This window comes from Brevundimonas sp. NPDC090276 (assembly GCF_044772165.1).
GTDB lineage: Bacteria > Pseudomonadota > Alphaproteobacteria > Caulobacterales > Caulobacteraceae > Brevundimonas.
The window spans coordinates 1-21,360 of the sequence record NZ_JBIVYK010000002.1 but is presented as its reverse complement, the minus strand read 5'-3'; the positions used below and the strand labels follow the sequence as shown (position 1 = coordinate 21,360).

18 protein-coding genes and 1 pseudogene are annotated in these 21,360 nt (G+C 65.1%); 3 read left to right on the top strand and 16 right to left on the bottom strand.

Going from position 1 to position 21,360, the window contains the following annotated elements:
* Positions 1–87 precede the first annotated feature (87 nt).
* From ACIQTU_RS06025 to ACIQTU_RS05950, 16 genes are all read right to left on the bottom strand, one after another.
* Entirely contained in the window at positions 88–621 is a 534-nt protein-coding gene (locus ACIQTU_RS06025) for a hypothetical protein (protein ID WP_400543859.1), read from the bottom strand.
* Between the two features lie 8 nt (positions 622–629).
* Positions 630–2,348: a putative porin gene (locus ACIQTU_RS06020; RefSeq protein WP_400543856.1), complete on the bottom strand. Its 1,719-nt coding sequence runs from the start codon at positions 2,346–2,348 to the stop codon at positions 630–632.
* A gap of 20 nt (positions 2,349–2,368) precedes the next feature.
* On the bottom strand, positions 2,369–3,055 hold the full coding sequence (locus tag ACIQTU_RS06015; RefSeq protein WP_400543853.1) for a TonB C-terminal domain-containing protein: 687 nt from the start codon (positions 3,053–3,055) through the stop codon (positions 2,369–2,371).
* 5 nt (positions 3,056–3,060) lie between these two features.
* Positions 3,061–3,471, bottom strand: coding sequence for an ExbD/TolR family protein (locus tag ACIQTU_RS06010; protein WP_400543850.1), 411 nt, complete (start codon positions 3,469–3,471; stop codon positions 3,061–3,063).
* A 14-nt stretch (positions 3,472–3,485) separates the two neighbouring features.
* On the bottom strand, positions 3,486–5,213 hold the full coding sequence (locus ACIQTU_RS06005; protein WP_400543847.1) for a DUF2341 domain-containing protein: 1,728 nt from the start codon (positions 5,211–5,213) through the stop codon (positions 3,486–3,488).
* Positions 5,213–6,790: a ShlB/FhaC/HecB family hemolysin secretion/activation protein gene (locus tag ACIQTU_RS06000; RefSeq protein WP_400543845.1), complete on the bottom strand. Its 1,578-nt coding sequence runs from the start codon at positions 6,788–6,790 to the stop codon at positions 5,213–5,215. Before ACIQTU_RS06000 ends, ACIQTU_RS06005 begins: the two co-directional genes overlap by 1 nt.
* A 143-nt stretch (positions 6,791–6,933) precedes the next feature.
* Positions 6,934–7,872, bottom strand: coding sequence for a FecR family protein (locus ACIQTU_RS05995; protein ID WP_400543842.1), 939 nt, complete (start codon positions 7,870–7,872; stop codon positions 6,934–6,936).
* 47 nt (positions 7,873–7,919) lie between these two features.
* A complete protein-coding gene (locus ACIQTU_RS05990) occupies positions 7,920–8,465 on the bottom strand; it encodes an RNA polymerase sigma factor (protein WP_400543839.1) in 546 nt (181 codons plus the stop codon).
* A gap of 10 nt (positions 8,466–8,475) precedes the next feature.
* Complete coding sequence (locus tag ACIQTU_RS05985) at positions 8,476–9,117, bottom strand: energy transducer TonB (protein ID WP_400543836.1); 642 nt, start codon at positions 9,115–9,117, stop codon at positions 8,476–8,478.
* 81 nt (positions 9,118–9,198) lie between these two features.
* Positions 9,199–9,855 (bottom strand): STN domain-containing protein, encoded by a 657-nt coding sequence (locus ACIQTU_RS05980; RefSeq protein WP_400543833.1) that lies wholly within the window; start codon positions 9,853–9,855, stop codon positions 9,199–9,201.
* 498 nt (positions 9,856–10,353) lie between these two features.
* Complete coding sequence (locus ACIQTU_RS05975; RefSeq protein WP_400543830.1) at positions 10,354–12,981, bottom strand: hypothetical protein; 2,628 nt, start codon at positions 12,979–12,981, stop codon at positions 10,354–10,356.
* 155 nt (positions 12,982–13,136) lie between these two features.
* Positions 13,137–13,493 (bottom strand): hypothetical protein, encoded by a 357-nt coding sequence (locus tag ACIQTU_RS05970; RefSeq protein ID WP_400543827.1) that lies wholly within the window; start codon positions 13,491–13,493, stop codon positions 13,137–13,139.
* Positions 13,462–13,806 carry an RHS repeat domain-containing protein gene (locus ACIQTU_RS05965; protein WP_400543824.1) on the bottom strand — a complete coding sequence of 115 codons (345 nt, stop codon included), beginning with the start codon at positions 13,804–13,806 and terminating at the stop codon, positions 13,462–13,464. Before ACIQTU_RS05965 ends, ACIQTU_RS05970 begins: the two co-directional genes overlap by 32 nt.
* 35 nt (positions 13,807–13,841) lie before the next feature.
* Positions 13,842–14,183 carry a hypothetical protein gene (locus ACIQTU_RS05960; protein ID WP_400543821.1) on the bottom strand — a complete coding sequence of 114 codons (342 nt, stop codon included), beginning with the start codon at positions 14,181–14,183 and terminating at the stop codon, positions 13,842–13,844.
* A gap of 187 nt (positions 14,184–14,370) precedes the next feature.
* Complete coding sequence (locus ACIQTU_RS05955; RefSeq protein ID WP_400543818.1) at positions 14,371–14,916, bottom strand: hypothetical protein; 546 nt, start codon at positions 14,914–14,916, stop codon at positions 14,371–14,373.
* A complete protein-coding gene (locus ACIQTU_RS05950; protein WP_400543815.1) occupies positions 14,916–19,625 on the bottom strand; it encodes an RHS repeat domain-containing protein in 4,710 nt (1,569 codons plus the stop codon). The genes ACIQTU_RS05955 and ACIQTU_RS05950 overlap by 1 nt, the downstream gene beginning before the upstream one ends.
* 332 nt (positions 19,626–19,957) lie before the next feature.
* On the opposite strand from ACIQTU_RS05950, the gene ACIQTU_RS05945 reads away from it, so the two are divergent.
* The 3 genes and pseudogenes from ACIQTU_RS05945 to ACIQTU_RS05935 form a co-directional block, all read left to right on the top strand.
* Positions 19,958–20,272, top strand: a complete 315-nt coding sequence (locus ACIQTU_RS05945; protein ID WP_400543812.1) for a TrbC/VirB2 family protein — start codon at positions 19,958–19,960, stop codon at positions 20,270–20,272.
* A 4-nt stretch (positions 20,273–20,276) separates the two neighbouring features.
* Positions 20,277–20,561, top strand: coding sequence for a type IV secretion system protein VirB3 (locus tag ACIQTU_RS05940; RefSeq protein ID WP_400543809.1), 285 nt, complete (start codon positions 20,277–20,279; stop codon positions 20,559–20,561).
* Positions 20,540–21,360 (top strand): annotated as a pseudogene (locus ACIQTU_RS05935) (VirB4 family type IV secretion/conjugal transfer ATPase); the annotation flags it as partial. The gene ACIQTU_RS05940 and the pseudogene ACIQTU_RS05935, both read left to right, overlap by 22 nt.

The window sequence follows — 21,360 nt, the reverse complement described above, 5'->3', positions numbered from 1 at the left end:
AGGCCGCGCACGCGGCCGTCTGGCGAAGGGGGAAGCAGACCGGGCGCGGCGCGCCGACGATCTGGAAAAGGAAAAGGGCGAAGCGGCTCATGGCTGTCCTCCCGGTCGCGGCGTCGGCGCGGGCCGGACGGGACGCTGGGGATGGACGGACAGGCCGAAATTGGCGCCGAGGCGCTGGCGCACTGCGGTCTGGCTGACAACGCCGACGCTCAGGTCGGACGAGCGCGCATCGGGCGCCGGCGCCTCGAAGGCGGCGCGGGCCTGGCTCTGGGCCAGACGCGCGGCGCGTTGCAGGGCCTCGGCCGCGCAGTCCAGATGACCGGCGCGGTCGCCGCCGACATCCACCTGAACGCACAGGTTAGCGGACGGCGGCGCAGGCGGGGTCTGCCGGGCCAGCGCCGGGGCTGGAAGCAGCAGAGACAGCGCAAGAAGAAGGCGGGCCGCTGTGACAGGGGATATGCCAGGGCGGCCCGCCCACGTCGCCTCACCCCGGAACCGGCGTGAACCGGGCCAGACGACGAACGGGGTGCGCCTGACGACGGCCACCGTCCGGGCACGGCCCCTCAACCCGTCGAAGGCAACGGGGCGAAGGGCGGTGCGCAAGGCGGAAACCGTCGTCATGGCGCGGATCAGAACCGGGTCAGTAGGTCGATCAGCAGGCGATCCGCCGACAGGGGCGCGCCGGCGATCTCCTCGGCCGACAGCCAGCGGGCACTGACCGCGGTGTTCTTGCCGAAGGCATAGGCGCCGCCGACCATCCAGCCCTGCGAGTTGGTCCCGCCCAGGTGGAAGTCGCTGTCGGTGAAGGCGTCCAGAACCGCGTCGGATTCCAGACGGCGATAGCCGGCGTGAACGTTCCAGTCACCGCGCGAAGCCAGGTCCAGCCGACCCGCCGTCAGCTTCAGCGACCAGCCCGACGAGCCGCCGTCCCAGCTTCCCGGCAGGGTGATGGTGCCGTTGGTGTTGGTCGGGTCCGGGATGGTGGTCGACGGGCCGAGGTTGTTGACCGCGCGCAGACGCATCAGGGCGTCGTCCACGCCCAGGTTCTCGACATAGTCGCCCTCGACGCGGAAGCCGACGCCGTCGATGGCGTTGAAGTCCAGGCTGGCGCGGACGTTCAGCACCTCATAGGCCGAGGCCAGGCCGAAATACTGGTTCTCGGGGCTGGTGATCGGGTTCAGCGGATCGGCCACCACATTGCGGATCGGGAACATGGTGTTGCCGAACTGCTGAAACTGCGGACGGGTCGGATCGGTGTCGCAGACGGTTTCGTAGAACTGGCAGGGCTTGGAGACCTCGCCCTCGACGCCGTCGAAGTTGAAATAGCCGACGGCAGCACGCACCCGAACGTCGTCGCGCGGCGTCCAATCCAGACCCAGCTGGGCGGCCAGCAGGTACTTGTCGCGGCTCTCGAACGGCCCGCCCTTGCCTTCCGGCGCATTGCGCGAGCCGAAGTTCAGGTCAGTGTTGAAGATGGGGAAGGCGCCGGCGGTCCCGAAGACAGCGAACGCCGGGTTCAGGGCATGGCGCGCCGACACGGCCACGCCGTCGAAGTTGATGTCGTCGTCGAAGATCAGGTCGCCGGTCCAGAACGGATTGGCGAAGCGGCCGAAGTCCAGGGCCACATCCTGAACCGGCGTCAGGCGAATGGATGCGCGGTCCAGCCACAGGGCGTACTTGCCGAACTCGTCCCCGCCGCCCAGCGTCTGGTTGGTCGAGACCGGCGAGGTGTCATTGCCGGTGGCGACGCGCACCTCCGCCGAGATCCAGCTGTCGATCTGGGCCTTCAGACCGAAGCGGGCGCGGATGCGGGCGCGCTGACGGTCTTCCAGGGTGTTGAGGTAGGGCGGACCGACATAGCCCGGCGTCTTGTCGTTGATGTTCTGGCCGGAACCGCCGTTGATCGCGCCATAGTCGACGAAGATGTCGGCGTTGTTCTTGTCCATGAAGACGCCTTCGCCGCGCACCCGGACATCACCCGACAGGGTGATGCCGCGCGTCCATTCCGGCGTCTGGCCGGGCGCCGACCAGCCTTGCGCCTGAGCCTGCGTGCCCAGCTCGGCGCGCAGTTCTTCCTTGATCTGATCGCGGACGACCTGCGGGATATAGGGGATGGTCTGCACCCCGTTGGCCACGCCGCCGGCCGGGATCGGCGTCGGGGTCGGCGCCACGGTGGCTTGGGCCAGCAGGCCGTCGGCCTCCTCGCGGGTGACCAGGCCCTTGGCGACCATCAGCTCCAGCAGTTTCGTGGAGTCGACGGTCTGGGCGAAGGCCGGCTGGGCGGCCAGCAGGCTGAGGCCCGCGGCGCAGGCCATAAGGGCCGGTTTCAGGCGGTTAGGACGGTTCATTTCGGTAATCCCCAGGGAGGTCAGGCGCCGCTTCGGGCGTTCAGTTCGATACGCATGACAGGCAGGCCGTCGGGCGGGCGGCGGGAAAGCTTCAGGCCGGTCAGGGCGCGTTGCAGGGCCGCGTCGCGGCGGGCGTCGCCGGTGCCGCGCAGCAGGCGGACCGAGGTGATCCGGCCCTCGGCGTCGACCGTGACGGCCATCTGGGCGGAGTAGCGGCCCCGGCTGAGGTCGCGCTCGCCCTGAACCGCCTGGGTCACCTCGCGGCGGGTCAGTTCGCCATAGGCGCCGAAACCGCCGTCGCCGCCGCCCGGACGCCCGCCGATGCGGGTGCCCGAGCCGTCGCCGCGCGCCAGGCCGTAGTTAGACGGGCCAGCCCCTTCGCGGGCCGTCAGGGCGCTGTCCCCTACCGTCGGCTCGGACGGTGCGTCCGGCGGCGGCGGCGTATCCTCGACGGGTTGATCCATCGGGGTCGGGCTCGGCTCGGGCGGCTTCTCCTGCGCCACCTCGGGCGGCGGGGGCGGAGGCGGCGGGGGCGGCAGGACCACCCGCACCGTCTTGTCCTCGCGCTGGCGCTCGCTGACCGAGGCGGGCCGCAGGAAGGTGGCGGCCAGGACGACGGCGAGAACCGCCACCGCCCCGATCACCGGCCAGTTGATCCTGCGTCGACGCGGCGGCGGCGGATCATCCGCCATGAAGGCGTAGGTCATGGCGCTCAGACTCCCCCGCCGGGCGGGCGGGTCGAGGCCATGCCCAGGCTGCCGACGCCGACCTTGGAGCACAGGTCCAGCACCTGCATGATCTGGTCGTACTGCACCGCCCGGTCGCCGCGCAGGATCACCGGCAGATCCGGTGTCGAGGCGATGGAGGCGCGCAGTTCCTGCTCCAGCTCGGCCATCGAGACGGGGACGGCGTCGATCGACACCGTGCCGTCGTTGGCGACCGCGATGACCCGCGACTTGGGCTGGTCCAGCACCTGGGACGACGAGGCCGACGGCAGGTCGACCTGGATGCCCTGCACCGCCGCCGTGGTCAGCAGGATGAAGATGATCAGCAGCACGAAGGTCAGGTCGACCAAGGGCGTGATGTTGATCTCGTTATAGGGTTTCTTGCCCTGAACCTGCATGGATCAGCGCTCCCCTATTCCGCCGCGAGGGCGGCGACGGGGGTGTCCTGCCAGGTTTCGGCGATGCGCTTTTCCAGCTCGTCGACGAAGATCTGGTTGTCGGCGGTGACGTCCTCGACCCGGCTCAACAGGTAGTTGTAGCCAAACAGGGCGGGGATCGCGACGGCCAGACCGGCGACGGTGGCCAGCAGGGCCGCGGCGATGCCGGGGGCGATGGCGTTGATGTTGACCTCGCCCGCCGCCGCCACCGAGGCGAAGGTGATCATGACGCCCAGAACCGTGCCCAGCAGGCCGATGAAGGGACCGCCCGAGATGGCGATGGTCAGCAGCACCATCCACTTGTTCAGTTTCTGGCTCTCGCGCACCTGACCGGCGTCCAGGGCCGAGCGGATGGCCGCGATCGACTGCGGACGAATGGCGAAGCGGCTGCCGGACGCCTTGCCCTCGGCCAGACGCATGCCCAGCTCGTGGCGGCCGATCTGATAGAGACGCGCCAGCGGCGAGTTCTCGCTCAGGGCCGGCGGCAGGGCGCCGAGCCCGTCATGGCCGTTCGAGGCGCGGGCCGACTGGCGATAGACGTCCAGGAACTCTTCGTTGGCGCGCGTGGTGCGGCCCAGCGTCAGCCCCTTGGAGATCATGACCCAGATGGCCAGGGCCAGCATGAAGCCCAGGATGATGATGACCACCCAGGCGTCGACCGTCAGGGCCTTGAACAGGATGCCGAAATAGTTGTGGCCGCCGCTCTCGGTCTGCTCGGCCGTGTCGAAGGTCAGCAGCTTGGCGCCCTGCCCTTCGCTGGCGGCCGCCAGTTGGAAGGCGGCCTGCGGCAGGGCCACGCCCGCTACGCGGAACTCATCGATCTCGCCGGCGAAGCCCTGACCCAGAACGGCGGGACCAGCCGACAGCGCGCCGGCCACCTCGCCGGCCGGCTGGCCGTTGACGAAGAGGGTCGACTTCTGGCCGTCGTTGACCAGAGCGACATGCGCCCAGGTTCCGGCCGGAAGCGCGGTGCCCGCGCTGCGCTGACCGGCGGCGTCGAGGAACAGGGTCGCGCCTTCCGAGATCAGGCTGAGGCCCGGCAGGCCCAGCAGTTGACCGTCCGAGCCGGGCTTGACCCAGAAGCTGACCGAGACCGGGCCCTGAGCGAAGGCTTCGGCCGGGACCGACACGGCGGCGGCGCCGTCCAGCGTCAGGCTCTGACCGATCAGGCCGCCCGTATTGCGACCCTCGCCGCCGACGCCGTTCAGGCCGTTGGAGGTGGCGTCCTGCGGCGCGCCGGCGCCGTCGAAGTGCCAGACCAGTTTGTAGTCGGCGCCGAAGGTCCCGGCGGCGTTCTGACCGGCTTCAGCTTTCTCGTTGCCGTAGTAGGCGTAGATGGCCGAGGCGGCGCCCGGCTTCAGGTTCGACACATCGACCCAGACCAGGGCCTGCTGCTCGGCAGGCGCCCATTTCTCGATGTGGAAGGCCAGAGGCGTGCGGTCGTCGCCCGCCACGAAGCGCAGGTCCGAGCCGTCGGCCTTGACGTCGGCGAAGTCGAAATTGCCTGTGTGCAGACGGATCAGGACGGGGGCGCGGGCCACCTCGCCGGTCACGCCCGCCGCCTGGGCGTTCAGGTTGATCTTGGTGCGATAGGCGTAGTCCGCCTGCCACCAGCCCGCCGCGGCCGCCGGAGCCGCAGCCCCGATCAGCACGGCGGCGGCGAGGCCGCCGAGCAGCCCCTTCTTGGTCATCGTCAAAGCCATCAGAATTCCCCCCAGATGCGGAAGCGAACGGAAACCAGGCCCGCGTCGCGGCCCGGCATGGTGATCAGGGGCGTGCCGACATCGACGGCCCCGTTGAGGTAGCGGAAGAGGCGCAGCCGCCCGCCGAGGCCGGCGCTCATCAGAAGGTTCTCGCCCTTCTGACCCGGCAGCGGGTCGTGGATACCGACGAAGCCAGCGTCCCAGAATCCGTAGAGGCGCAGTTCATCCACGCCCGGCCAGTCGGCCAGCAGCGGCGGCGAACGCAGCTCCAGCTGGGTGGCCAGACCGTAGTCGCCCATGGCCTCGCTCTCGCGATAGGCGCGGACCGTGCTCGAGCCGCCGATGCCGAACTGCTCGTTGGAGATCAGCGGACGGTCGGTCCACTGGGCCGAGACCCTGGCCATCAGTTGCAGGTCGTGGACCACCTCCTCGGTGTGCGAGGCGTCGACCTTGACCGTGAAGAAGCTGGGGCGGGCGTTGTAGCGCTTGGCGTCAAAGGCCCACTTGTCGTCGCCCAGACCGCGCACGCCCAGGACGCCGCTGAAGGTCAGGTCGCTGCGTCGCGCCTCGCCGCTCCAGTCGCCGCGCCACGAGGCCATCAGCGGGAAGTACTCGATCGGCGCGGCGGCACGATCCGAGCCCAGGATCACGTCTTCCTTGAAGCTCTTCCAGTCGAAGCCGAGCGTCAGCGAATGATAGAAGCCGTCGCCGCCGCCCAGGGCGCGGATCAGGCGCAGACCCGCCAGATCGCCCTTGCCGATGACATTGGTGCCGCCGACCACGGCGATGTCGCTGTCCGAATGGACGGCATAGGCCAGCAGTTGCGTGCCCACGCCCAGACGCATCATGTAGTTGCCGGAATAGACGGTGCCGTCCGTGGTCCGTTCGGGCGCCGTCTGGGCCGACAGGCTGAGGCTGTCGCCGCGGCCCCACATATTGTCGTGACGCAGCGTCGCCGCCGTCCGCAGCTGGGTCGTCGAGGCGCTGGAATAGTTGTTCAGCTCCAGCGAACCATGCCAGGGCGAGCTTTCCTCGACCGCCAGCACCACATCCAAAGTGCCGGGCGCCACGCCCGCGCGCAGTTCCGGCGTCACCCGTCGCGACGGGTTCTGGTTCAGCGCCACCACGTCGCGCTGGAAGTCCGGCAGGTTCGGCGTCTGGCCCGGCGTCAGCGAGGGCGCCTGGGCGCGCACGGCCTCGGGGTTCTTCGCTCCCTCGACCAGCACCTGACCGATGGCCTGCTCGGCCACCTCCAGCATCAGGACGCCGCCCTCGACCGACTGCTCGGGAATGAAGACCGACACGGCGATGAAGCCGCGCGCCTCATAGGCCGCCTGAAGCGCGGCCCGCGCCGCCTCCACGTCGTCGGAGGTCCGGCCCGGCCCCATGAAGGGATAGACCGCCCGTTCCACCGCCTCGGGCGGCAGGACGGTGTTGCCCTTCACCTGAAAGGCGCGAACCTCGAAACTGGTCGCGTCCTGCGCCGCCGCGGGCGAGGCGTGAACAGCCAGAACAGCGGCCAGCGCGAGGGCGCTCGCCGCGCCTCTCAGCGCGCAATGTCTCTTGTAATCCAGCATCAATCCCCCGTGACGCGACGGCCGCTGAGGCGACCGACGCCCCGCACTTGGTCGTCAGGGGAGAGACACGTGCGCCCGACACAGGCGCAAAGATTTAGCGTGAAGATTTCGCGACGTTTCTCAGTCGCTTATGTGCTGTTTCGTCAGGCCACGAGGACAACATCGCCGGGCAGGCGCGTGGCCCGAACCCCATAGGCCAGGCGCATCTGATCGATGACCTGATCGATGCGATCGGTGTGGAAGGCGCCGTTGACGCGACGGTTTCTCAGGCGCGGATCGGCGATGACGATGCGTCCGGTCCGATAGCGATTGATTTCCTCGATCACGTCGCCGAGGCGCTGATCACGGAAGACCAGAAGGCCGCGTCGCCAGGCCGCCTCGGCCTCCGGATCGATAGCCGTGGGGGCCTGCATCTGCTTCTGGTCATAGGTGACGCTGTGCTGCGCCGGCAGGGCCGCCGCCTGTCCCGCCGAGCGCACCTGAGCGGCGCCTTCCAGACAGGAAACCCGCACCTGACCGTCCAGACAGCGCAGCGCCAGCCGCGCCTGCGAGGCCGTGGTCTCGCCGTCCTGGGCGAAGATCGACAGGGGCGCGGCGGGCCGATCGACGGTGACGACCGCCTCCCCCGTCAGCAGTTCAAAGGCGCCCTCGCCCGCCTGGGGCCGCATGGCGATCCGCGTCAGGGTGTTCAGCTCGACCGAGACGCCCGCCGCCAGTTCGACGCGCCGCGTCTCGCCCTTGGCCGTGGTGAAGTCGGCGGGCGCAGGCGCAAAGCGCGTCGTCCCCGACCGCTCCGCGATGACGGCCACGCCGGCGGCCGAGGCGGCGATGGCGCCGCCCACCACCATGCGGCGGCTCAGGCCCCGTCGGGCCGTCGCCGGTTGCCTCGCCTGCGCGCCGCGCAGGTCAGCCGCCGCCTGTCGCGCCGCCTTGTGCAAGCGCGCCGCCTGAACGAAGGCCCGCTCGTGACGCGCGTCCGCCTGACGCCAGACGGCCAGGTCCAGGGCGTCGTCCTGCGTCGCCTCGCCTGACATCAGGCGGCGCACCCAGGCCTGGGCCTGTTCGACGACCGCGTCGCTCACGTCCTGATCTCGCCGCTCATGTCCGGCCTCTGAGGCGCCCCTGTAGTTCATGACACGCCATCTTCGGAACGGCGCAAGGATATGACCTTGGGTTGAGCCAAATTCTTCTGCAAGGCCTCGGTCGCCAGCTTCAGCTCATGCTGGACCGTGCGCTGGGCCATGCCGTGTCGTTCGGCGATCTCGGCCGTCGACAGGCCGTCCAGCCAGGCGGCGGTGCAGATGGCCAGACGCCGCGTGGACATCCGCGCCATCGCCGCCTTGACCGTCGCCAGATCCGACCGCGCCTCGGCCACGGTCGCGGGATCCGGCGCCTCGTCCGGCACGTCCAGCAGGGCCGCGACCTCGTCAAAGCCCAGCAATCGACGATCGCGTCGCCGCGCATTGGCCGCGATGTTCAGCGCCATGCGGAACAGATAGGCGGTCGGATGGCGCACCTCGTCCTGCGGTCCGCTGCTCGACAGCTTCACATAGGCGTCCTGCAGCGCGTCGCGCGCCTGCTCGCGCGAGCCAAGCCGCGCGCTGAGACCGCTCAGCAGGGTCTCGTACTTCTCGACCAGATGCCCCCGCAGACGCGCGGCCGCATCCGTCACCATGACCGCAGGCTCATTCGCCGACCCGCACGCCGGCGCCTCGCGTGGAGGCGGCGTAGCGCAGCGGCACGATCAGGTCGATCGCGCCCGGCAGGGTCGCGGGCAGGCCCGGCAGGGGCTCTGCGCGCTTCAGCGTCTGAAGGGCCGCCTCATCGAGCGGCACGACCCCCGAACTCGTCTCGATCCATGCGTCCATGACCCGCCCGTCGCGTTGAACGATCAACCCGACCCGCACCACTCCGGTCGGACGCGCGCCGGTCAGCGTGGCGGGATAGGCATGAAAGCGGGCCAGATGACTCTCGACCCGGCGATAATAGTCGGACACCGCGCCGGGATCGGGCGCCGCCGCCGGCATGGCCGCCTCGCCGCCGCTGGCGGACCGAGCGGGAGCGGCGACTGCAATGCCGGTGGCGGACGGCGCCTGCGCCTCTGCCGGCGCGCTGACGGCCTCGCTTGCGATGGACTGCATTTCGGTCCGGTCGCTGTCGCCGCTATGTGGGCGAGCCGTGTCGATCAGTTCGATATTGATCGCGTGCGGCTGGGCCTCGGGCGTCGCCATGCCCTGCGGGATCGCCGAGGACGCCAGCAGGACAGCCGCCGCCCCGCCGTGCAGGGCCGCCGAGGTCATCGCGCCAAGGAGCCAGTTTCGCGTCATGGATGGAGGTCGAGCCGTCAAAGCCGCTGGAACCCCGCCTCCCTAGACTGCCACCGACGACAGTACGGTGACGCTGATATGTCAGTGACGCTGACGGACGCGAAACTCGATCCGCATCGGTTGCGGCAAGTCCGGCGGCGGCGCCGGGAACCTTAGGGTCGAGGTCAGGGCCAGGAAGTCCGCGTCGCGCCCGGCCTGCCCCGACCCGTTCAGAACCTCGACTCGTCGCGCCACGCCGTCCTCGTTCACCCACAGGCGCATACTCAAGGCGTAGTCGCCGCCCGACAGCACCGCATCTTGACGCAAGGCCTCAATCGTCTGTCGCTGCACCGCCTCGGCATAGGCCCGCGCCTCGGCGCTCGCCCTCGACCGGCCGACCACCGGCGCCGCCGTGGCCGTGATCGGATTCAGCGTCACCGCCGAGGTGGACCCCGCATAGATCACCACGGCGCCGCCCGACGTGAACCGCGCCGTCAACCCTGTGCCTGCCAGCATCAAGGCCAGGGCCTCGCGCGGCTGCATTTCCCCGGCAACCGGAGACGATCGCCGACCGGCCGCGAGCGAGCTGTCATAGAGCATCTGCAACCCGGTCGAGATCGAGAAAGCCGCCAGCGCCTGATCCAGCGGCTGGGCGACGACCTCGAAGCGCCGGAGCGCGTCGTCCGCTGCGCACGCCGCTATTGGGACCAATACGCCTGCGAGGCAAAGCACCAGCCCGGCCAGATAGCGATTTCGCATAGGAGACACGGGAGAACCTGCTGACGACCGCAAGCCTTTGTAGGCTCCAAGGCAGGACAAGGACAGATGAACTTCCAATGCCCTGCACTCGGTCGCGCGTGACAGTTCATGTCGGGCTCTCTTCGCCCCGGAGCAGGCGGACAGCAAAAAGCCCCGCGGTTGGGTGCGGGGCTTTTAGAATGCTTGGGTGCGGGAGCCCGCACCGCTCACCAAAGCATAAGCGGCACTAGGGATATTCCCGCTTAACCTCCAACGTGGCTGCCGGAACCACCGGACCGTTGGAGCGACAATCCGTTGACATGCGGATATCCGCGCCTCCGGCGCGGGATCAGTGTCCATCTACGACTAACCAGTCGCCACGACCTACGGCCGATTGCCAGGCGGGTCATAGCCGTAACCGACACCGAGCCCCGCCCTCTTCAAGAGTAAGCGCAGCGACGGCATAGTGAGTTTTTTTCAATGCTCACCATGAGCGTCGGCTGCATCTAGCAAAGCCCGTCAATAAACCTCACATATCTCAAACCTACCGCAGTTGCCGTAGGTGTCGCTGTAACTGCCAGATGCGCTAAAGGTATCAATGATCCCGCCGGGGGCGGCATGGACCGTGACGTCCATCTCCTTGCCTTGGAAAACGGACGGGTTGAATTGGCCCGCTAGGTCGCCGTTTACGATTACCTTGAACGCTATCTGATCCCCATTTTGGACGGTGATAGGTGCGTAGCTCGCATCAACATTGGTCGAGTGGGCTGGCGAATAGAGTTTCTGACCTTGATCAACGCCATTCTTGACTACGTTGATTGCCAGCAAGGCTGAGGAATCGCCGCTAACGGTCCCTGACAGCGAAAGTGTCGCAGTTTGGCCAGAAGCCAGCCCGCTTATCGTGCGAGCCGCACCCGTTATATAGTTCGGACTGGGGCTGGAGCCGTTGTTCGAATTCCACCATACACTCACAGCCGGCCAGTCAGTCGCCGCGATATTGCCCCCAATATTGTAGTTGTTGTCGGCGTCGAGGACGCCGCTTTGATAATGATGGTCGAGGTGAGCGCCGGTCGTGGCGTTGTAGACCTGCACATCGAAGCCGAACTGCTTTCGCCCCTGGCTGGTGAATGCATCCGTGTAGAAGCGGATCTGCTCCCCGGGCTGAACCACAGCGGACAGCGATCCTCCATCACGCCACGGCTTCGAAGCCAGGTTGCCGCGGGTTGCGCTCACGATGTAGAAATTCCCGCCGTCCGCCAGATTGTAGCCTTGGCCGGTGATGTTCTGGATGTCCGCCCGGATCGTGATGTCGGCCTCGATCCCGGTGATGGCGCGGTAGCTCGTCGCTCCCGCACCGGTATTGCCGTTGGTCTCGAATGCACCGTTATCCCAGTCAATCGGTGCCACATTGCGGATAGGATAGTTGTTGTCGTTATCGACCGTCATGTTGACGTTGCGGCTGGACAGCTGGACCGAGCCTCCCGGTTGGGACAGGTTCCAGACCACCATGTTCATCGACCCGGTCTTGCGCCCTTCATGGGTGCGCGCATCGACGGCATAGTGAATCTTGTCGCCGTTGTTCACCGTGAAATCGACATACTGGTAGCCCGCTGTATTTCGAGGATCGAACTCCCCTTGGCGGACCCAGCCTGCGCCGCTATCGCGGTAGACGCTGACGTAGATCTCGTTGAAGTTTCCGCTGTAATTATAGCGCTCGACCCTCAACGTGATGGGACGGTTGATGCCTGTGATGGTCTGGGCGGGCCCAAACCAGATCGTGGGGGCATCTGTCACGGCGTTCTGATCCGTGAAGTCGCTGAAAGCGTCAGGCGTGTAGTCCGGCGCGGCCGCCGCCTGTGTCACGCTGAACGTGTCCACGGTCTGGCCGGTCGTGATATTCTGGACCGTGACAGTGTAGCTGCCGGAACGTTGCGCACCGTCAGTTGAAACTGCACGAGCCACGAACTGCACATTCTCACCGGGCGCGAAATCACCGCCTGCCCACGACCCGTTACCGAGGTTGGTCGAATGGTAACGGAACACGCCGTTCACCCACATTTCGAGGCGCGACCCCGCGGACAGATTGCCGCTCAGGCCAGTGATCGTAGCGCGAAGGTTGATGTTGCGATTGATGCCAGTGAGAGGCGCCCCCGCCCCGCCGGTGACAAAATTGGTCGAGGACGAAGTCTCCGAAAGGTTTGACCAGTTGACCGGATCGAGAGTGTAGTCCGCGACATTGTGATTGTTATCGGCATCAACGGTGACGCTGACGTTTTTCTGGCTCCAGACAACCTGTGTACCGGTCATTCGCCACACGAGCAGTCCCCATGTCGCAGAGCGGGCGCCGCTGTTGGTGGCGCCACGGGCGAAATATTTGACCCGGTAGCCATTCTGGACAGTGATGTCGCGATAGCGAAGGTCGTTGGGGTCAGAGCCCGTGACGTCAAAGCTGCCGCTGTCGATCATGGTGTTGGAGGTGTCAAACACCTGATAGTCGATCCACGCGCCGTCGAGGTTGCCGCTATAGCCATAGCGCTCGATGCGCAGGACCACAGGCTGGTTGATGCCGGTGATCAGGCTCTCGGTGCCGACCCAAGCGACATCCGGCTCGTTCGAATGAATGACGATATCCTGGAAGGTTGGCGCATCGGGATCAATGTCGCCGAGGGCCGTGACCTGGAAGCTGTCCGAGACCCCGCCGACAGTCAGGGTGGCCGCCTGGCTGGCGCCGCCCGTAGCCGGCGCCTGGACCTGAACTTGGATCGTCTGCCCTGCCGAAATCGTCCCGCTCGCCGTCGTCCAAGCCCCGCCGTTGATGCGATATTGCCCCCCGGATATAGAGACCGCCACAGGAGAGGTAATTCCTGTGATCACCGGTGCGGCGGAAACGGCCCAGGCGCCTGAAGCCGCACTGACAGGGTTCCCCAGGTCGAAGCCAGCGGGCGTGACCGAAGAGGCCAACACGACGACCTGCGACCGATTGCCGGCAGGGTCATAAGCGTAACTGGCCGCCGTGCCGTCCGAGCGATTGACGCTGACGAGTCGGCCAAGCGCGTCGTAGCCATAGTTTTCGGTCTGGGCCAAAGCGTCATTAGGCAAAGCCGCAACGACGCTGAAGCTGCACACACTCAGGGCGATGCCGCCCAACCGAATTCCGCCCATCTTAAAGCCCCCCACAGAGCGTTAAAAGCTTAGTAGTAATGCTGCACGCTGCTACTTCTGCGTGCTGAGCCAATCGTCCCCTCGCGAGCCCCCTCCGCAAACACGCGTGGGATGAACGTCTCGCCAGCCTGGCCGCCGCCTCACCAGGCCACGATGCTTTGGACGGTCTCTGTGTCAGGCCAGACCGAACAAACGCCCGTGCCCTGGATCGTGACATTGCGCCCCGTCGCATAAGCCGTAAGCAGCGTCGCCATCATGGCCTGCCCCGTCGGCGTGGCGATACCGAACACCCAGCGGTCTTCAGTTGCACAGGTAGGCCGCGTTGTCCGCGTTCCTGTCTGGTAGAAGAAGGCGTTTCCGGTGTCATGTGCCATGACGCCATAGACGGTTCCCATTGACGCTTGGCTGGCCATGGCTGGCACCGCAAATGCAGTGACCGCTGCGAGGGCCACAATCATCCGATACCTAGCGACCATCGCGCGCTGGACCAGCTTCATAGGGGAGCTCCTGAACAATGGGCGGCGCCGACGTCAGCGCCCGGTTTGAACTGCTTGCTGGAGAGGCCCCGATGGGAATGATCGTGAACCCGTTGAGCGGTACAACGATGACGCGGGACGCGGGCCCTTGCCCTGGCTCCCCGCCAGTCACCACACGCGCCGTGCGATTGCCGGCAGCGTCATACGCGTAACGAGAAGCCCGGGCCGCCCCAGAGCCCGGCACGGTCTGGACCTCAGTAAGGCGTCCGAGCGCGTCATAGACCAGGGTCTGCGATGTCTGGGCCGCCGCTGGAAAGGCAAGAGCCAGCCCCATGAAGACTAGAAACCCCCGCGCGACTCCCGAGCTGCTCACGACAGACCTGTCGGCTTGCGAATATCGACACCAATAACTTTAGGCCTGCCGAGAACGCAGCCGTCGATGGTGAACAGGACATCGGCGCCCGTAGCGTAGGCGGTGATCAGCATCGACTGGAGCAGTTGCGCGCCAGGCAGTCCCGCCTCAACGATATATCCGTCAGCATGTGTACACTGATCCGGATTTTGGACTGAACCATTTACAATAACGCGCAGGTGAGCCTCATGCCAGCCGCCCGACAAGGTTGTAATGTTCGCCCACCCGGTGTGCGATGGCACGGCATGCGCGGGCCCTGCGGCAACCACGATTCCGAAGAACACCGCCGCAGCTTTCATTGCTATTGATACCCTCAAAGCTTAACCCCCGCTGATTCGCTTATGCATTTTTGAAACTCGGCAGACTGTCGTTGAGGAATCGCCCACATCGAAAGCCTGCCTAGCCCCCATTTCGGCAGCACCGCTACGTTCGGAACATTGATCAGACGAGCCTCGGCGTCATACACATATGCCCCGCCCGACCGCTTCAAACAGAATTTTTGTCAAGGTGATTTGGCACCCCAGCTTGAAGTGGAACTGAAGGTGAGAAACGGCGAAAGCCCTTTCCTTCACAAGGGTAGACATACATGCCGAGCGTCGCCCTCAGTGCGCGATCTCGAGGAATACGGAAACTATCGAAGGCTGCGGCCTCAAAACGCACTTTCTGGCGCGGAGCGACATAAATATTCGGTTCCGCCCTAAGCACCCCGACAAAAGGACCGGGCCGATCCGGGTTATCGGGAAATTCCTCCACAGGTGGAAAATTTGTGAGAAATCCATCGGTATCCTTCTGCCCTAGCTCGGAGATAACTACCGACCCAAGAACACTAGTCAGATACCGCGAGGAGAAGCAGACCGGCTCTTGGTTGTCATTTTTGACGACAATCTCGACCAAAATGCTGCTGCAAACCGCATCACACCCTATCGCACGGGCGGATAACAAAGAGACCTCGACTTCATCAAGATTGACACCCTCGGTACGGATGCAGCTTGCGACGGCAAGCGCAGCGAGAGCAACGGCTGACCAGCGCATCAGAAACCTCCACAAGATTGCGCCATCAAGCACGCCCAGTTGTCTGCATTGTTGGCAGCACCACGCGGATTTGTGCGAGCATACCATTGGTCCCAGTCGGACCCTGCCACTGGATAGAATCCGTGACCAGGTCGTTCTGCGGAACGGTCCCCGATACCAAAAAGATGAAGCGGCTCGTGCAATGAAGCTCTGCGCGAATAATCTCCAGAACTAGGGCGTTCAAAGTATCGGCTACCAAAAGAAACTTGCCCTCCACGGATCGTCCCCCCATCGCTCCAATTGGTGGCGACATATACGTCATGGTTACCCCCCCTCGCAGTTCCTGGGTCCCGGTAAAACGCCTCCAAATTATCCATAACCTTATTCAATTTATTGATATTTCCATTACTAAGCGCGCCATCTCCAAATGCACCACGCATTGCAGAAGCAAACCGCCGCCCCGCAGCGCTGTTTGGGTTTCGCTTCCATGCAGATAGGGCAGATCTAGTGGCAGCAATATCTCTTAGACCTTGATTTTGCTTCTCTTTCCACGCATCGCACTGAGATCTTGTAAGAGCATCTCGCCCAACAGAAGAAGAAGCACCACACCCCGCCAGCCCAGTCGGATCAGTCCTATTGACCGGATCATTCCCAACATAGGCGTAGAGGTTGACCTGGTCTTGGTAACCGACCGGATCGGTTTGAAGGAAGCGGCCCAGGGTCGGGGAATAGATGCGGGCCTTGTAGTGATACATGCCCAGTTCTGGCAGCCAGGCTTGGCCGGTGTACTGGAAGCGACCGGTGTTGGCGGCGTTTGGGATGCCATACTCGTCGTAGGCGTTGATCCCGGCCACCACGCCGGCCGTGTCGGCGCGAGCCACGATCGAGCCCTGATGGTCGGCGTAGAGATACTGCGGCGCGGTCACGCCGGCGCCTTCGTACCATACCAGGGGCGTGTCTGCCCCATCAGCATGAACATAGCGGCGTAGCATGTTGCCAGCGTCATCGTACTCCGCCGTCAGCTTGTCGCCGTCGTAAAGGTAGCGGGTCGCTGAGCGGCTGCTGCTCGAGCTCTGGAACAGGCGGCCCAGCGGATCCCAGATCAGGCTGGCCCCGCCCGGGCCACTGATCAGCCGGTTCTCCACATCATAGACGTAGGCGCCGTCCGAGCCGTCCGACGTCAGGTTGCCGTTGGCGTCATAGGTGAAGCTGGCCGGTCCCGCCGAGGTGTACTGGTTCAGGCCATTGACCGCATAGGCACGGCTGACGTTGACGTGGTCGGTGAAGCGATAGACGTCGTTCGTTTGCGTCCGACTGACTACCTGGCTGGCCGGATTGTAGGCGAAGCTGGTCGTGACATCATGGGCCGTTCCCGCAAGATCGTGCCCCAGCGATGTGACGCGCGACACGCCGTCATAGCCATAGGCGGTCGGCGAGGCCCAACTACCGCCGTTGCGGCGATCCAGCGACGTGACCCGCCCCATTTCGTCATACCGCGGCCGGAACAACAGCGCCGCGTTCATGGAGGCGGTCGAGATGCGTCCCAGAGCGTCGCGGGCGTAGGCCACGCTCTGGCCGTCCGGGTGGGTCAGGCCGATCCGCGCGCCACTGGGATCGTACTGGTGCCCCAGGACCGCAGAAAAACCGCTCATGGTCGTAGTCGATGAGGCCAGCCGCCCCAGACCGTCCCAGACATTGGTCACGCCTTCGCCCGCCGGACCGTCAAAGCGAGCGTAAAGCTGAAGCCCGCGCAGATCATAGCCGTAATAGACGTCCCGCGTCGCCGAAACTGGCAGGCCGCTGCCATCAGGGATGATCTTGGACGTCAGCCGGTTCAGGGCGTCATAGGTATAGGTGATCGTGCGACCGTCGCGCTTTCTCAGGCTCGTCCGGTTGCCCTTAACGTCATAGCCGTAGGCCTCGTAGTCCGTCGCACTGACCTGCCCCGGCGTCGTCATCGACGGGAAATTCCAGGCGATCTGACGATCAAAACCGTCATAGGTCATCGACGCCCTGTTGCCGTTGGCGTCCGTCACGCTGGTCCGCTTATCGTTGGGCGACCAAGTATATTTCGCATAAGCCTGCTGCAGCGATGTGCCCACACCGCGCTGCAACTCGACCAGCCGGCCAGACAGATCATAGATGCTACGCGTGATCCGATCCTCGCCAAACAGGGCCGCCGCGCCCAAGGTGCAAGCCGAAGCTGGCAGGCCAAGGTAGGTCGATGGATTCATGCGCGTGGCCACGCACTCCGGTCGCCCGGCGGCGTCATAGCTGTACTGCGTCAATGCATAGGCGACGCCATCGGCAGAGGTCTTTTCAATCGCCTTGCGACGGTTCTGATCATAGCTGATCGCCAGCGTTGAGCTGACAGCCAGGGCGCTCCAATCGGCGTCAGACGCGCCGGCGACCGTACCCTTTTCCACCGTGCTGGGTAGCGCCATCGCATTGAAAGCCCGCCGCTCAGCGACTGCGCGCACCGGACCGCTGCCGTCAGGGTCAGGCTGGATGGTGCCCACCAGCCGGCGCCCGATATCATAGCGATAGCGAACCGTATCCCCCGCCCCCGGCAGAGGCCCGTCTATCGCCGTCACATTGCCGATGGCGTCATAGTGGGTTGTCGTCGTTGCGCTGAGGCCGCCATCGCCGGTCGTCATCGTCACCGAAACCGGCATCAGGTTGGAGCCGACGCCCGGCCCGCCCTGCTGATAGGCGGTCACGGTCTTCACCTCGTCCGCCGTGCCTGCGCAGGACATCAAGGTCCGGCAGGTCGAAACCATCGTCAGCTTCCAGATCGGCGTCGCCGCCTGGACGATCTGCCCGGTCGCGTTCCTGTACCAGGCGTAGAGGGGGGCATAAGTATAGCGCGTCTGAGGCCGAACGCCGTTGGCGTCCGCTGGCCGGGTTTCCGTGAGCACCCCGCCATGGACCGGATCATAGGTATAGTCTGTCTGGGCGTTATTGGCGTCGCGCACCCATTCCGGCTTGTTGCATGTCTTGGGATTGACGCAGGTCGGCGGATAATAGGCCGTCATCATCGTGACCGGCGACAGGCCGCTGCCCGGCTTGGGCGTCGCTGTCGTGCTCAGGATATTGCCCCGATCGTCCAGGGTGTTGATGAGGCTGTCGCCCTCCGGATTCACCGTCTGGATCAACCGCCAGGCGCTATCGTAGCGATAGTAGGTCTTCTGGCCGGAGACGTTCACCATCTCCAGCTTGCGCGGTTCGAAGCCGTCACCGCGGTTGGTGATGGTCGTGACGAACTCACCGGGCTTGTTGGGATTGCGGCTCTCACCGATCCATTTCACGCCATAGATGCCGCCTTCGTCGCCGTACTGTTCGGAAGTGATCCAGGAATAGTCAGTAACGACATCCTGATTTCTGATCGTCGCAACGAGCGCGCCAGGCTCGCCACCTGCGACGGCGGGCCGCATCCAGATATCTGGCGTCGTACCGGCGTTGCCGTGAAGCCAGATGCTCAGACCGCTTCGGGGATTGAAGGCTCCGGGAATGCCGGGCTCAACAATGTTCAAGTGATGCTCGCGGAATCGCGTTCCCACCAATGCCGAATCGCTGACCTGAGTATCGTCGCCGTCAGGATCATGCGACGGATAGCTATAGGTCGTGGAGGGCCATATCGCTCCTGAGCTGCCCGCGCAGGCCGCCAGGACGTCGCTGCATTGATCCAGCACATTGTTCATCGCGTCGATGCTCGCGATCGCCCGGAATCTCTTATAGCCCTCCTGACTCAGGTCGCCCGTGAATCCGGACGCATGATAGCCGAATGTAAACTGGTAGCCGTAGTTGCTCTTCACGAACCTGACGTGGGCGACGCCAGGACCATATTCGTTGTAACGATGCTCATAGTGGATGATCTCGCCGTCGGGCTTTTCGACCCTGAGCGGGATCCTCGAAACTCGGTAATCATAGGCGCCGATGTTTTCGACAAGCTGACCGCTGCGCAGGTTGCCAAAGACAACCCTGACGCCATCGCGCGTCGTATAGACGTATTCGTAAACCGCAGTCTGTCCGGCGGGCGCGACGTTGACCGCCTCGAAACTGGCCCCGTCCGCTTCGTCAGGAACCCAGGGTGCGCCGGCCACGCCCGTCGGCCGGAAATCGTTCTTGTGGGAGCCATAGGTGACACGCGCCAGAACGGCCGTGTTAATATAGGTCTTGTACCTCAGATACATGGTCGGAACGTCGATCCTCGGTCGAGAGACGGAGCCCTCTCCCACCGCGTACTGAACCGTATTGGACAACCCGCCCGCGTCTTTCGGTCCGATCGAGATATCCATCTGCGACCAGACATGGTTTCCCGTGGCGCGATCCACGCCGTTCCCGTCCACCGGCGCGCCATTTCGAACCATTCCCGTAGGAAAGAAGCGATCCTCTCCGCCATCCCCCGAGGTGGAGGTCGTGGACGCCTGCGCCGATCTCGAAGCGACTTCGGGCACCATGGACGGACCGCGCGCCGCCTCGAAATCGTTCGAAGACGACAGATGCGGCGCGATCCACGGCTCCTGCCCCACTCCTTGTGAGGCCGCGTCCACAAGGAAGTTCAGCTCCCCTTGGGCAGTCCCGGCGACGACGCTCTGCGTTGTTTCGGCGTCCTGATAGACGACCTCAGCATCCTGTCGCGCATCGACCACGGGCCCGGATTGCCCCCATGCAGGCGCGGCGAGGAGCGCGCCGACGACCAGCAAAACAGCCTTGAGATGATGACGCATATTCCCCCCGGAAATGTCTGCGACGCACTCCCGACACATGCTGGCTTTGGCGCTACCAGGGTTTCGCCAGCCCTCCTGCATACAAGTATGCCGCCTCGCCAATTTTCAGAAATCAACGTTTTCAGAACACCCCCATACTGTCAAGCCTGAAAGTATTGAGGCGTTCTGGTGCGAAAATGTCAGGGAGACAGCAACCCAGAAGAGCCCGATCCACCTCGCGGAACCAACGCTCGAGCGACCATGAATGCCCACACAACCCCGCGCCCATACTTTCACACTTGACAGTACAACACGCCCCATGAAACGTTGGTTTTTGAATGTGGGAGAGCGACATGACTTGGGGCAAGACAGTCTTTGTAGGCGTCACGTCGTCCCTTCTTCCGGGCATCGCCCGCGCCCAATCCGCCCTCTCCGACCCCCGAGGCTCCGGCCCCATAGTCTCCGCCATCCAATGGCTGCAGGGCACCCTGCTTGGCACCATCGCCACGGTGGTGGCGGTGATCGCTGTCGCCTGCGTCGGCCTGCTGATGCTGAGCGGCCGGATCAATTGGCGCCACGGCGCGGTCGTCATCCTGGGCTGCTTCATCCTGTTCGGCGCCGCCAGCATCGTGGCGGGCATCCGCTCGACCGCCGGCGTCATCGGCTGACGCCTTGGATCAGCTTGACCGCACGCCTCTGTTCACGGCCCTGACGCGCCCGCAGATGTTTGCGGGCGTCACCTACAGCTACTTCATCATCAACGCCGTGATCGCAGCGGAGCTGTTCCTCATCTTCCGCTCCGTCTGGGTCCTGCCCGCCGCAGTGATCATTCACGGGATCGGCGTCCTGCTGTGCCTGCGTGAGCCGCGGATCATCGACCTGTGGCTGACGCGGGTCAGCCTGTGCCCGCCCGTGCGCAACCACAAGATCTGGCGATGCAACTCCTACCGTCCCTGAGCCAGGGGGCGAGCACGGTGAAGCGCGAGCAGGCGGCAGGGTCTCATCTCCCCTACGCGCGCCACCTCGATGACCACACGCTGGAGACCCGCGACGGCCTGCTGCTGCAGACGATCCGCCTGCGCGGCCTGTTGTTCGAGACGGCGGATACAGACGAGCTCAACTATCGCAAGAGCCTGCGCGACGCCATGTTGCGCGCCATCGGCACGTCGCGCTTCGCCCTCTATCACCACGTGGTGCGGCGGCGCGCCGAGATCGACCTCGACGGCCACTACCCCGACGCCTTTTCGCAGAGCCTGGGCGACCGCTGGGCCGACCGGTTGGGCGCCAAACAGCTCTTCGTCAACGACCTCTACCTGACCCTGGTCCATCGCCCGCTTCAGGGCCGCATCGGCCTGGCGGACCAGATGCGCAACTGGGTCACGCGCGCCGGCCAGGCGCCGGACGCCGGTCAGGCCTATGAACTGGCCCAGTTGAACGCGGGCCGCGACGCCCTGCTGGCAACTCTGGGCGAATACGAGCCGCGTCTGCTCGGCGTCTATGATACGCCCAACGGCGCCTGCTCGGAACCTCTGGAGTTCCTGTCCTCGCTCTACAACGGCGAGGAACGGCCCGTACTGCTGCCGCGTCAGGACCTGGGGTCCTATCTGCCCTATCGCCGGGTGAGCTTTGGTCAGGAGGCCGTGGAGCTATCCGCGGCCGGCCATCTGCCGCGCAGCTTCCTCGGCTTGGTGTCGATCAAGGACTATCCGTCCTGGAGCGCGCCGGGGATGTTCGACGAGCTGATGCGCCTGCCCTT

Excerpts from the sequence above, each read along its gene's own strand:
- ACIQTU_RS06015 (WP_400543853.1), bottom strand. The coding sequence starts at position 3,055 with ATGACCTACGCCTTCATGGCGGATGATCCGCCGCCGCCGCGTCGACGC.
- ACIQTU_RS06000 (WP_400543845.1), bottom strand. The coding sequence starts at position 6,790 with ATGCTGGATTACAAGAGACATTGCGCGCTGAGAGGCGCGGCGAGCGCC.
- ACIQTU_RS06025 (WP_400543859.1), bottom strand. The coding sequence starts at position 621 with ATGACGACGGTTTCCGCCTTGCGCACCGCCCTTCGCCCCGTTGCCTTC.
- ACIQTU_RS05970 (WP_400543827.1), bottom strand. The coding sequence starts at position 13,493 with ATGAAGCTGGTCCAGCGCGCGATGGTCGCTAGGTATCGGATGATTGTG.
- ACIQTU_RS05950 (WP_400543815.1), bottom strand. The coding sequence starts at position 19,625 with ATGCGTCATCATCTCAAGGCTGTTTTGCTGGTCGTCGGCGCGCTCCTC.
- ACIQTU_RS05985 (WP_400543836.1), bottom strand. The coding sequence starts at position 9,117 with ATGACGCGAAACTGGCTCCTTGGCGCGATGACCTCGGCGGCCCTGCAC.
- ACIQTU_RS05965 (WP_400543824.1), bottom strand. The coding sequence starts at position 13,806 with ATGGGGCTGGCTCTTGCCTTTCCAGCGGCGGCCCAGACATCGCAGACC.
- ACIQTU_RS05955 (WP_400543818.1), bottom strand. The coding sequence starts at position 14,916 with ATGCGCTGGTCAGCCGTTGCTCTCGCTGCGCTTGCCGTCGCAAGCTGC.
- ACIQTU_RS06005 (WP_400543847.1), bottom strand. The coding sequence starts at position 5,213 with ATGGCTTTGACGATGACCAAGAAGGGGCTGCTCGGCGGCCTCGCCGCC.
- ACIQTU_RS06010 (WP_400543850.1), bottom strand. The coding sequence starts at position 3,471 with ATGCAGGTTCAGGGCAAGAAACCCTATAACGAGATCAACATCACGCCC.
- ACIQTU_RS05980 (WP_400543833.1), bottom strand. The coding sequence starts at position 9,855 with ATGCGAAATCGCTATCTGGCCGGGCTGGTGCTTTGCCTCGCAGGCGTA.
- ACIQTU_RS05945 (WP_400543812.1), top strand. The coding sequence starts at position 19,958 with ATGACTTGGGGCAAGACAGTCTTTGTAGGCGTCACGTCGTCCCTTCTT.
- ACIQTU_RS06020 (WP_400543856.1), bottom strand. The coding sequence starts at position 2,348 with ATGAACCGTCCTAACCGCCTGAAACCGGCCCTTATGGCCTGCGCCGCG.
- ACIQTU_RS05990 (WP_400543839.1), bottom strand. The coding sequence starts at position 8,465 with ATGGTGACGGATGCGGCCGCGCGTCTGCGGGGGCATCTGGTCGAGAAG.
- ACIQTU_RS05960 (WP_400543821.1), bottom strand. The coding sequence starts at position 14,183 with ATGAAAGCTGCGGCGGTGTTCTTCGGAATCGTGGTTGCCGCAGGGCCC.